The organism is Paenibacillus sp. MMO-177, assembly GCF_037147795.1.
Taxonomy (GTDB): domain Bacteria; phylum Bacillota; class Bacilli; order Paenibacillales; family Paenibacillaceae; genus Pristimantibacillus.
This window is the reverse complement of record NZ_JBBCUR010000010.1, coordinates 97,817-110,197: the sequence shown is the minus strand read 5'-3', so window position 1 is coordinate 110,197 and position 12,381 is coordinate 97,817. Positions and strand designations below refer to the sequence as shown.

General features: G+C 45.7%; 8 protein-coding genes. 6 read left to right on the top strand and 2 right to left on the bottom strand.

All coding sequences use genetic code 11. The features are described 5' to 3' along the window. Nucleotides 1–17: 17 nt before the first annotated feature. Nucleotides 18–821, bottom strand: coding sequence for an SDR family oxidoreductase (locus WFK81_RS24900; protein ID WP_336789370.1), 804 nt, complete (start codon nucleotides 819–821; stop codon nucleotides 18–20). A 468-nt stretch (nucleotides 822–1,289) separates the two neighbouring features. On the opposite strand from WFK81_RS24900, the gene WFK81_RS24895 reads away from it, so the two are divergent. The 6 genes from WFK81_RS24895 (at nucleotide 1,290) to WFK81_RS24870 (ending at nucleotide 10,712) form a co-directional block, all read left to right on the top strand. Continuing rightward, nucleotides 1,290–2,063 (top strand): sugar phosphate isomerase/epimerase family protein, encoded by a 774-nt coding sequence (locus tag WFK81_RS24895; protein ID WP_336789368.1) that lies wholly within the window; start codon nucleotides 1,290–1,292, stop codon nucleotides 2,061–2,063. A 100-nt stretch (nucleotides 2,064–2,163) separates the two neighbouring features. Continuing rightward, complete coding sequence (locus tag WFK81_RS24890; RefSeq protein WP_336789366.1) at nucleotides 2,164–3,867, top strand: sugar ABC transporter; 1,704 nt, start codon at nucleotides 2,164–2,166, stop codon at nucleotides 3,865–3,867. Between the two features lie 220 nt (nucleotides 3,868–4,087). Continuing rightward, nucleotides 4,088–6,550: a fibronectin type III domain-containing protein gene (locus tag WFK81_RS24885; protein ID WP_336789364.1), complete on the top strand. Its 2,463-nt coding sequence runs from the start codon at nucleotides 4,088–4,090 to the stop codon at nucleotides 6,548–6,550. A 236-nt stretch (nucleotides 6,551–6,786) separates the two neighbouring features. After that, a complete protein-coding gene (locus WFK81_RS24880) occupies nucleotides 6,787–7,689 on the top strand; it encodes an ABC transporter permease (RefSeq protein WP_336789482.1) in 903 nt (300 codons plus the stop codon). 14 nt (nucleotides 7,690–7,703) lie between these two features. After that, entirely contained in the window at nucleotides 7,704–8,582 is an 879-nt protein-coding gene (locus WFK81_RS24875) for a carbohydrate ABC transporter permease (protein WP_336789362.1), read from the top strand. 51 nt (nucleotides 8,583–8,633) lie between these two features. Next, nucleotides 8,634–10,712, top strand: a complete 2,079-nt coding sequence (locus tag WFK81_RS24870; RefSeq protein ID WP_336789360.1) for an alpha-galactosidase — start codon at nucleotides 8,634–8,636, stop codon at nucleotides 10,710–10,712. A 47-nt stretch (nucleotides 10,713–10,759) separates the two neighbouring features. On the opposite strand, the gene WFK81_RS24865 is transcribed toward WFK81_RS24870, so the two are convergent. Then, nucleotides 10,760–12,364 carry a response regulator gene (locus tag WFK81_RS24865; RefSeq protein ID WP_336789359.1) on the bottom strand — a complete coding sequence of 535 codons (1,605 nt, stop codon included), beginning with the start codon at nucleotides 12,362–12,364 and terminating at the stop codon, nucleotides 10,760–10,762. Between the last annotated feature and the right edge of the window lie 17 nt (nucleotides 12,365–12,381).

Sequence of the window (12,381 nt, the reverse complement as noted above, 5' to 3'; positions counted from 1 at the left end):
ACTCCATTCAATCCTAATTAACCGCGAAGTAGCGACTCTGCACCGTCAATATAGACTGAGGTCCCGGTAATATGGCTTGCCTCGTCCGAAGCTAGAAACAGGACGAGATTCGCAACCTGCGCAGGCTGCCCGGGCCCATCCTCAAGCGGATGGCCGCCTTCCGGGAACTCCACGGGGATCCGAATCTCTTCAAGCTCCGGCTTGGGCTTTGTGGATTGATCGATGTTCGTCGAGATGGCCCCCGGACAAATCGCATTGACCCGGATGCCGTATTCCGCCAGTTCCAGGGCTGCCATGCGCGTAAAAGCGGTCTGGCCGGCCTTCGAGCTGCTGTAGGCGCTGAAGCCGAAATTCGAGAACACGCGGTTGCCGTTGATGGAGCTCGTTATGATAATACTGCCGCCTTTCTCCTTCAAAAGCGGGATCGCGTGCTTGACGGTCAGGAATGTCCCGGTCAGATTTACGTTGATCGTGGCTTCCCATTCTTCTTTGCTCATATGCTCAATGGGGGATATGGTGCCGTTAATGCCCGCGTTGGCAAAAACGATATCCAGCTGCCCGAAAGCGGAGATCGCCTTGCCGTATGCTTCGGCCATCGAATGCTCGTCCGAAATGTCGGCTTCGACGGCGATGGACTTGGCTCCGAACGCTTCAGCCTCGCGGCAGACGACGGCCAGCGTCTGCCGGTCCCGGTCAAGCAGAACAAGATTCGCGCCTTCCTCTGCGAACCGGATCGCGGCAGCTCGTCCGATGCCGGCACCGGCACCGGTTATAAGGGCAACTTTTCCTTCAATACGCTTAGTACTTGAGTAACGGGACATGTACATCTCTCCTTTTATGGCTTTTGCTAGTTAGTACACGGAATCCCGCCATCGTTAAACATTCAAAGGCTATTAAGGACGAAAATGGAGGGAAGTTTAAAAAGCCGCCCTCCATTCTAATTTTTTTGTGTTCGCGCCCGATAAGCGCTGGGTGTTGTTCCGTGCCATTTTTTAAAATGCGATGAGAACGCCTCGGGATGCATATCCAACTTGTTCGGCAATCCAGCTAAATGTGTATCGCCGCCCGCAACTCATGGATCTCCTTTCTGCTTGAGATTGTCATCCCTATTTAGTTAATAAAAAGGTATGTATAACTATTTTATTTTATAGGAAGCGAGAGATTTCCCTGCCATAATGAGAGCGATGCAACAGATCTTCATTGTTACAGGGGCTAATAGGCTAATGATAGGGTAGGGAATGAGTGGATGCTACATATCATTGGAGATTAATCGGGAGGCGGGATAAAAGATGAATATTAAATTTGGAATCCAATTGTACACATTGAGAGACCTGACAGTACATGACTTTAAAGGAACCTTGGAGAAGGTAGCCGCGCTTGGCTATGAAGGAGTAGAGTTTGCAGGCTACGGTGGAATGGAGGCCAATGGATTAAAAGAACTGTTAGATCGTTTGGGAATGGAGGCTGCAGGCAGTCACGTCAGGTATGAGAGAGCGTTAACATCGCTGGATGAAGAAATCGCGTATAACAAAAGGATAGGAAATCGAAATCTCATTATTCCTTATTACGACGGAAATAAGTTTAAAGAAGATAAAGAACGCGAGAAATTTTACGCTAATCTAAAAACGATGGGTCAGAAATGTGCCGAATCCGATATGCAGCTGCTGTATCACAATCATGAATTTGAGTTTACTATTCAACTAGATGATAAAACCATGTTTGATCATTTGTTTGAGAACGTGGATAACAAGCTGCTTCAAGCTGAGTTGGATTCATGTTGGGCATACCGTGCCGGATTTGACCCGGCCGCGGTTATTAGGCAATACAAGGATCGGATGCCATTGGTACACTTGAAAGATATGCGGAGAAGTAACGATGGACAAGTAATAACGGTAGAGCTTGGGCAAGGTGAAGTCAAGCTGAACCCCATTGTAGATGCCTCTATAGAATCTGGTGTCCAGTGGCTGATCGTCGAACAGGATGAATGTCAGGACGAGCCTCTCGCAAGTATCGCAACCAGCATGAAATGGATAAGAAACCACTACGGTTCAACAACACGATAAATTCCTATCAATCTCGAAAAAGTTGCATATCTAATGCCGCCTTCATTATTTAAGATGAAAGGGCAAGAACAAAAGTCCTAAATAATCAGGAGGGTTAAAAATGAAAGCAAGAAACAAAAAACTTGCGCTTGCGGTTCTTACGGTTACGCTTGCTGCATTATCCGCGTGTAGCAACACTAGCACAAATTCACGCCAGCCGGGAAATGCAAAGACAGAAAACAACCAAACTGAAACGAATTCTAACGATGGCTCTCTCACGAAGTATGCAAATCCCGTCACGTTAACAACCGCCAAAGTGTTAGAGGGAGATGTGAAGTTTAAAGAAGGCGAGAGCATAGACAATAACATCATTGATAAATCGATTGAGGAAGATCTGAATATTAAACTGAAATATCTGTGGACGGCTTCAAATACGGCAGAATTGACGGAGAAAATCAGGCTTGCCCTGTCAGCTAACCAAGAACTTCCGGATATGCTTGCGATTACGGACCCCCTTCTCATGAGCCAGTTGGTTCAGTCCGGCAAATATCAGGAAGTAGATACGGTTTTCGAGAAGTATGCCTTAGATAATTGGAAAAAGGGCTATGAGAGTTATCCGGAAGTTTGGAACGGAGTTACGTTTCAAGGCAAAAAATACGGGCTGCCGATGTTTAATATGGTTGGCCGGGGCAATGTCATGTGGATACGGGAAGACTGGTTGAAAAAATTGAATCTGAAGGCGCCAACGACAATATCGGAGCTAGAGTCCGTTATGGACGCCTTTACGAATCAGGATCCTGACGGCAACGGGAAAAAAGACACTTATGGTTTGGCAGTAACGCTAAAAGATATGGGAGTGAACAGCACGTGGCTTGGCAGCACGGATTTTGCGTTTGCGGCAGACGGTGTGGTCTCCTCTGATAACGTCTGGTTAAAGAAGGATGACAATACCGTGTACCAGCCTTTGCTTACACCGGAGGCGAAAGGCGGTCTCGGTAGACTGCAGCAATGGATGAAGAAAGGATATTTCCCGCAAGACAGCGGAATTTACGATAATATGAAGGCCGCTGAGCTATTCACGAGCGGCAAGGCAGGCATTACTTTTGGAGCCTACTGGTTATCCATCTGGCCGTTTCCGGATCTGAAGAAGAATGTAGCGGGTTCGGAATTCAAGGCATATCCGTACCCGACCGGAGAGGGCGGCAGCTATAAGGTAGCGATGGAAAGTCCTACAAACGGAGTGAATATTATGATTCGGAGCAATATCGAGCATCCTGAAGCCGTTATTAAATATTTGAACTGGTTCTTTAAAAACTATCTGGATCCGGACAAAGGATCAAAATATGAGTATGGCTTGGCAGAAGGTTATGATTGGGCTGTTGTCGACGGGCAGCCGACCAATGACAAGAGCAAGGTGCCAAATTATATGGATGCCGTACGGATTAGTGTTCCGAAAGATTTCCAACTTCCCGATGCGTGGATGGAAATGCTGCGAAAATTTACTGCCGGAGAAAAACCGGTTACCCCGATGGAAGTGAAACAATACGGCGGGGAGGACGCGAAGAGTCTCGAAGCGGCAAAGATCTTGTTAGACGATATCGACTCAGGACGACAATTGAAGCCGATCATCGGCATTCCGGTTACGCCTTCGATGATGACAAAAAACGCGATGCTGGATAAAATGCGCAAAGAAACGCTGACCAAAATCATTTATGGGGAAGCGTCCGTAGATTCGTATGATAAGTTTTTGGACGATTACGACAAAGCTGGCTATGGGAAAATAAAAGAAGAAGTAAACGAATGGTATCAGTCAAACAGTAAATAAAGGGTGGGCGAAGCTTGCGTATCATTTGCGAGCTTCGCTTTTTTGCTTATGTATTTGTCATCTACGCCACAAACTTCTATTAAAATCCAAAAGCTTGCATATATGGCGTGCGCGCTTCTCTTCTATAATTTCTAATGTAAGCATTTACATTTTTAGCGGGGAGGTGAAATGTAGGCAAGGATTAATAAGAAGTTAAATCATAATGAGAGGGTGTAACTCAGTGGTTTTTACAAAGTATAAAACGGTATTATTAGGTCTCGCAGCAGGAATGGCCTTTTTGACAGCTCATAATCAAGAAGCTGCAGCTGCGCGAGATCCATGGCTTCAGCCTTTTACGCAAACGAGTATCTGGAATATGCCTATCGGCTCAAACGCCGATTACCAGTCGGGAGGACATTTTCCGGCTGGCAGTTATGTCCATGCCGATCCCGAGTTTCACTTGAAAACATCCGCGGCGGATCCAGAGCGCAATATTTACGGTGTACCGAATTGGACCAGTCGGTGCAGTGATACAACGAATTCACAAGGTACAATTAATGTGCCCGACGATTTCATTGTTCCCGATGCCATAACGACGGGAGGAGTATATGAAACGCCAAACAACGTTGCGGCCTTTCTGAAACCGGACGGCCGGACGCTTATTCAATTGGAGCCGTTGACCCGCTGTACTGTTGGAGGTAATGTGTTTGGGTACCGATGGGCAGAGGATTTGGATATCCAAGGCGAGGGCATTGGAGGCACTCACTGGGGTTCGGGATTATCCGCCATTGGCGGGTCGATTCGTTATGGGGAACTGACGGGAAGCGCGCCAATTAAGCATGCTTTAAAGTTAAATGTATGGGGCAATTATCTGTATTATAATACTACCGATGCAACAAAAGGTTATCGATGGCCAGCGGACCGTTCCGATGCCGGCGCGCCAAATACTTACCATGGTACTAGCCCCAAAATTGAAATGGGAGCATTAATGGCCATTTTACCTACTGCTTCAGAGTCGTCACTTGGCCTACAGACAGAGGCTGGAAAGAAACTGTTCCATGCTCTTCAGGATTACGGCGCATATATTGCGGACGATACGGGTTGGGACGCTTATGCGTTTAGTCTTTCGAGAGAAGCGATGTTCGAATTCGAGGAAGTTTACGGATATTCTTTTAACCAAGGATCATCCGCAACGGGCGAAGCGAAGAAGTACTTTGATGATTTTAATAAATTAATAACGAGTCTTTACGTGGTGGATAACAATAGCGCTTTAAATGTCGGGGGAGGCGGTACCAGAAGAGCCCCTCTAGCGGACGCAACATTTGGCGCAATGGATAGCACAGCGCCAACAGTGCCGACTAATGTACAGATTACAGGAAAAACAACGAATTCAATCTCGCTTAGTTGGAGCGCAAGTACGGATAATGTCAAAGTCATGGAGTACGAGATTTATAATGGCAGTCAGTATCTGGGCTCTACTTATGGCAAGACACAGTATACCGCTTATAACCTAAATCCTAATACCAGCTATTCGATCAAGATCCGGGCAAAGGATACGGGGCTGAATCGATCGGCGTTTACCAACGCAATTAACGTGAGCACCTATGATGGATATTCGGAGAACTTCAATGATGGCAATGCACAGAATTGGTCATTGGGGTCAGGAACCTCCGTCGAATATCAAAGGTTGAAAATGACGAATTGGGGCGGGACAAACGAAGGTATTTACGACGGACGCAGCTTTACTGCGGGACAAACCGGCAGTAACGTGGTTTACCGGGTAAAGCTGCAAACGGATGGCGGAGACAACTTTGGCAAAACTCGCGTTTATTTTAATTACCAGGATAATGCCAATACCTATTATGTGCAATTGGGTGGCGGAACGAGCAACACGGTTGAGTTGTGCAAAGTTGTTGGTGGCGTAGTAACGACTTTAGGCACTTATGGAGCCTACGAAATTAAAAATAACGGATGGCCTACTATTGAGATCCGATATGAAAACGGAGGATACATTACCGTAAAAGGGATTCGCTCCGGTAACGCCACAACCCTATTTAATCGAGTACAAGACGGCTCGCTCATATCCGGGAAATTTGGCGTTGGCGTACTCAATACACAATCTTTTGCAGAAGACGTAGAGATTATCATAAACGAAGGTGTAACGGGGGGGAGCGGCGTTTCCCCATATTCTGAAGATTTTAATAGCGGTGCCGCAACAAATTGGATGCTTACATCAGCAGTAATCGATAATCAGAGATTGAAGCTTTCCAATTGGAGCGGCAGTTCTAGCGGTATCTACACAGGGGCATCTTATTCAGGCAGCTATACGTATAAGGCAGCCTTGCAGACCGATGCGGGCGATAATAATGGAAAGACGAGGCTTTATTTTAATTATGAGGATGCGAATAATACGTATTTTGTGCAATTCGGAGGTGGGACGACCAATACAGTAGAATTGAAAAAGGTAACCGGCGGGACGGAGACAACGCTGGCAACCTATTCCGGGAGCTATACGATTAAAAACTGGGACTGGCCAATCATTGAGGTTACTTACTCTAATGGAAGCATTACTGTAAAAGGGAATAGAGGCGGGACTGACACAATCTTGTTCGCTAATGTGACGGATTCCTCCCTTTCTTCAGGGAAAATAGGCATTGGTGCGCTATATGCGCAGTCCTTTGCAGATTCGGTCAGCGTGCAATAGATCAAAAAGAATAGACAGGTTGTAAGAACAGACAGGTTGTTCCTGTCTGTTCTTTTTTATTTACATATACTTGTTTTCATCTAGTGAACAAAACGTTATGAATGACGAAATCCTTTTCTATAAGCTGTTTTTGCAATTCCCTATAATTAATTAATATAAGACCTCAATAAGTTATAGCTAAAGGAGAGAACTCTAAGATGAGCACGAAATCGATTGCCGATCAATCTGGGAAGCGAATGAGGCAGTTATCTTTTCGGAGGAGCAACGGAATTTTGTACCTTATGTTGCTGCCGGCGGTTATCCTAACCTTTATTTTTTCGTATTTACCAATCGGAGGGTTAGTAATGGCTTTTCAGGAGTACCAGCCATGGCTCGGTTTCGACCACTCTCCATGGGTAGGGCTGGATCAATTCCGTATGATCTTCCAGTTCCCGGACGCCGTGCAAGTTATTTGGAACACGATTGTTATAGCCGGATTAAAAATTATATCAGGCTTGATTGTGCCTTTTATTTTCGCGCTGTTATTAAATGAAGTGAGGGTAAATGCTTTTAAGAGAACGATTCAGACGCTTGTCTATTTGCCGCATTTCCTGTCATGGGTCATTCTCGGGGGAATCCTGGTCGATATATTGTCGCCTTCCGGCGGTCTTTTCAATAGGCTTCTTGAGGCGCTCGGGATGCAGCCGGTATTTTTCCTAGGCAATGGCAACTGGTTCCGCGTGACGGTAGTCATTAGCGATATCTGGAAGGAGTTTGGATTCTCGACCATTGTTTATTTGGCAGCATTGGCGGGAATAAATCCATCGCTTTACGAGGCTGCCGAAACGGATGGAGCCAATCGTTGGCAGCAGACTCTATTCATTACGGTGCCTTCGCTTGTTCCGATGGCGATTGTACTTGGGACATTGTCTCTCGGCAATATTCTTAATGCCGGGTTTGACCAGATATTTAACCTATACAGTCCGCTTGTTTATACAAAAGGAGATATTATCGATACGTATGTTTACCGAATGGGGATACAAAGCGGCCAGCTGAGCTTCGGAACGGCATTTGGCCTTTTCAAATCGCTGGTTTCGACGGTGCTTATCGTTATTTCCTACCGTCTGGCCTATAAATACGGCAATTACAAGATTTTCTGACAAGGAGCGTCGGCATGTACTATAAAACAAAGGCTTACCGTGTCTTTAATGGCTTCAACATGATCTTCATAGGCTTGCTGGGACTTGCTTGCATTCTTCCGCTTGTTCATATCCTTGCCGTTTCTTTTAGCGAGAAGGCGGCAGTAAGCGGGAATTTGGTTAATTTCTGGCCGATTGGATTTAATCTCGATGCCTATGCAAAGACGATGGATAACAAACAGTTTCTCATTTCGCTTTGGATTTCCATCGAACGTGTTATCTTGGGAACGGCGGTTAGTATGGGGGTCGTCATTCTTGCAGCCTATCCTTTATCGAAAGACAGAGGAGTATTTAGAGGAAGAATGGCGCTTATGTGGTATTTCGTCGTCACCATGCTGTTCAGCGGCGGATTAATTCCGTCTTATATCTTGATTTCGAAGCTGCATTTAAATAATTCCATCTGGGCGCTTATTTTGCCTGGAGCCGTAAGCGTCTGGAATATGATTCTGCTGATGAACTTCTTCCGCAATGTTCCGCTGGAATTGGAGGAGGCTGCTCTCATTGACGGCGCAAATCATCTTCAGACGTTATGGAAAGTCTATCTGCCAATTTCAAAGCCTGCGCTGGCTACTTTGTCCTTGTTCACACTTGTTGGCCATTGGAATTCCTGGTTTGATGGACTCATTTATATGACACGCCCGGATAATTATCCGCTGGCTACCTATTTGCAAACCATCATTGTTAGCCATAATTTAAAGGATTTAATTACAAACGTGAATGATGTGGAGAAGTTAACGCAACGCTCCGTACAGGCTGCGCAAATTTTTATTGCAGCTATACCTGTCCTAGTCGTCTATCCGTTTTTGCAAAAGCACTTCGTTAAGGGAATGGTAATTGGCGCGGTTAAGGAGTAATTCACTGATTGAAAAAAGTACGCAATAACAGGAATAGGAGCGAGTTGTTAAATGACAACCTTAACTTTAATCAAGACGAATTTTTATTCCGTTTCCATTCATGAAGAAGCGGACAAGCTCTGGACGCTTCATTCGTTGCCAAGTGGGGAATGTATTGATTTTGAAGCGCCGCAAATCGAGTTGAACGGCGAAAGGATAAAGTGTCGGATATTATCCGTAACGAATATGTACGATTCCCCTCATCTTGCTGAAGGTATTAAGGAATATACATTCGATGGAGTCGTGGATAGTAATGCCATGCTTAAATTGCGTCTTGTCTTCCGAATTGCCGAACGCAGTCCAATTATCCGGTTTCGTTATGAATTGCATAGCTTGGTTCCTCAAGTGATGACGAAACGGACAGGACAGGAACAGCTTGTTTATACCAAAGTCTCTCTCAGCAAAATGCCCGTTGCCAGTGAGGTACGTTTCTCTGAATTTATTGAAATGGTGCACAGCTTCTGTTTGTCAGAGTTATCTTTAGGGGAGAGCGACTTTCATAACAATCGGAAAGTGATGGGGCCGCTGATTGCTGCCAATGGCGACAACGGCAGCTTCCTATTGGCATATGAGCATGGCTCCCAGGTGCCGGATGCTTTTCTTCATTTTGAGCTGGACGAACGGAGGGGACTTTCCTTAAATGCCGTCAAAGGCAATTATTTAGAGGGACAAATTCTGGACCACGACAACCCTTATTGCACAATATGGCTGCAAACGGCACTTGTGGAGGGGAATGAAGACCAGTTGGCTGAGCACTACAGGTTGTTTGCCTTGCGTGATTTCAGCTTGAATTCAGAAAGCCGCAAACCTTATATTTTCTATAATACTTGGAACATGCAGGAACGCTCCAAGCATTGGCATAAAGGAAAGTTTCTTGACCCTATGAGTCAGGAGCGGATTCTTGAAGAAATTGATGCAGCGCATGAGCTTGGTATTGAAGTATTTGTTATTGACGCAGGATGGTTCGAGAAGACGGGGGATTGGCAAGTGAACCGTGAACGGTTCCCGGATGGGCTGGATGTAGTCAAGCAACGGCTGGATCGTTATGGAATGAAGATGGGCTTATGGTTCGAACCGACTTCAGCCGCACTCTCGAGCCGTATGCTTGAGCGGTACAAAACAAGCCGAATGTCTCGCGGCGGAATATTAACTACTCCGCGCCCGGTGTGGGAGACCGAGGAGAGCTGCTATATGTGTCTGGTCAGCGAATACTGGGAAGGATTTGCCGAAGAACTGATACGCGTAATCCAAGAGACAGGGGCTTCTTATCTAAAATGGGATTGGATTGCCCAGTACGGATGCAGTGATCCGAACCATTGGCATGGCAATGACAGTCATAGCGAGGAGGAACGTTCAAATCGTTATGCTTTCTTGCTTGGCAGCTATATGACCAAAGTAGTAGACCGGGTTTGCGAGGTGTATCCGGAAGTAATCGTGGATTTTGACGTGACGGAAGGCAATCGGTATGTAGGGCTTGGATTTTTATCTTCAGGAAAATACTTTCTCATTAATAATGGTCCTTACTACCAGAATTATGATTTGCCAGGTGACTTAAATGACGGGAATGGGAATATCTTCTTTTATCCGGGACAGGCACGGGGATGGATTACGCGTACGCCGCTGAATTTGGACAAGTGGCTTCCTTCGGTTCTATTCTTAACCCATTACTATCCGGATGATCTTCCCGCTGGCAATCAATTGACATCGCTTGCTTCCCTTATGTTAGGGCATAACGGGATATGGGGAGAACTTGCGGGGGTATCCGTAAAGGGCAGGGAATACATGCGGCTATGGCTTGATCGGTATAAACAAATCAGGGACAGCATCACGATTAGTCCACCAATTGTTACCGGCGTTGTTGGAGGGAGCCCTGAGATTCACGAGAAAATTAATGAGGCTAACGGTAAAGGAATCGTTTCCCTGTTTGCTAGTTCAATAGGAACTTACAGCTATGTGACGCATCGCAAGGTGCATAGAGATGCCGCTGCATCGGCCGGGGTGAAATTGTCGTACACTGCGGAGGGACAGGCTTTCATAGAATTCACGGTTACCGAACCAGGCGCTGCGATCGTATTGTTTGGGATCCGTTGACGGTTGGACAGTCCGGCTTATGCCTGACTGTCCTTTTGTATCATAAATTAACTATTGCGGTACTCCTGAGGCGTTACTTGAAAGTGTTTCTTAAACATCTTAATAAAATAAGAGGTATTCTGATAGCCGATCCGTTCGCAGATCTCCTGGATTTTCAGATGGGTATTCTTAAGATAGTAAGTCGATTTATTCATCCTGAGCCTGTAAAGATAATCGCTTATGTTCTCGCCGGTCTCCAATTTGTAAAGTTTAGAGAGATAACCCGGATTTAAATAGACATGCTCGGCGATCGCCTGCAGAGATACATCTTCTGACAGTCTTTCTTCGACGAATTGCTGAACGCGAGTAATTATAGAAGTGTTTGTTGTAAGCTTGTCGGTTTCCATTTGCCGTTGGAGTAAATTCAGTATTTCCTCCGCCCAGCGATAAAATTGCTCGGGAGAGCGCCTCGCGTTCATATCCAGTTCAAGCGAATGCTGGCCTATTATATCCGCCAGCTGCTTCCCGTTCTTGTGAGATAAGTAATGAAAAGAAGAGAGTAAGAGATAATAAACCTCGTTTATGTGCTCTATGGAATTTGCCCAGCTTCCGAATAATTCAGAAACCATTGTTCTTAATTTCTCCGAAGCATCTTCCCATCGGCCTGCCTCTATTAAATGGGTGAGCAGGGGAGGTTCATACAAACTACGCAAGGATTGAATCCGGACACTTTCGGGTGACGTATTGACTGTCTTGAAGATACCAAATTTATCCCGGATTAGTTTGCGCATTTCATGCAGCATGGATTCATATAATTCATGCACTTCCCGCGGAAACTCTCCCGAATTGCTGAGTAGAATAGAGATATTCCCTTTCAAATAATGCTGTACATTATGCTGCAATTCCTCTGCCTTTAGTTCAATAAGCCGCTCCGTTTGAAGATAGGGGTCTTCGGATTTTTTCTGTTTAAGCAGGATAATGAGATAGTCGTGGTGATCCTTGCCCTGCCATAGCTCGAAGTCATTGGCCATCAATTCCCCGATTATATTACAAACGGCATATTCGAATAAGTGGATGCTTTCTTTATCGTAATCAATCAAATTGCCTTCCATTCGAATCATAAGCATTGAGAATCGGTCTCCGGAGGTATAGGGGATATCCAAAAGCTCCAGCTTGCCGGACAACTCGTTAGCCATACTTTTGCCTAAGAGCAGATCGTTCAACAAATTACTACGGAGCAACGGAAGATGCTGCCTGAGAGTATAGGAAGCCCGCTGCATGGAACTTACCTCCTGCCATTCCTCTTGAAGCCGGGCAATTAGTCGCTTAACCGCTTCTATTAATTCTTCGTCACGGACAGGCTTGAGCAAATATTCAAGTACTTGTGCCCGCAGGGCTTCCTTCGCATAATCAAATTCAGCAAAACCGGTTAATAGAATACATTTCGTCCGGGCTTTCACGGATCGGATTCGTCGAATAAGTTCCAGGCCGTCCATTCCCGGCATTCGAATATCACTAATTACAAGATCGATAGGAATCGATTGAAAGAGCTCCCACGCGTCCTGTGCAGAATAGGACGTATACACATTGGAGATGCCTAATTCTTCCCACGGTATTCGAATAGTCAATGCGTTCACGACAGATTCTTCATCATCTACAAGCAGCAGATTCATTGGTGTATCCCAGCCTT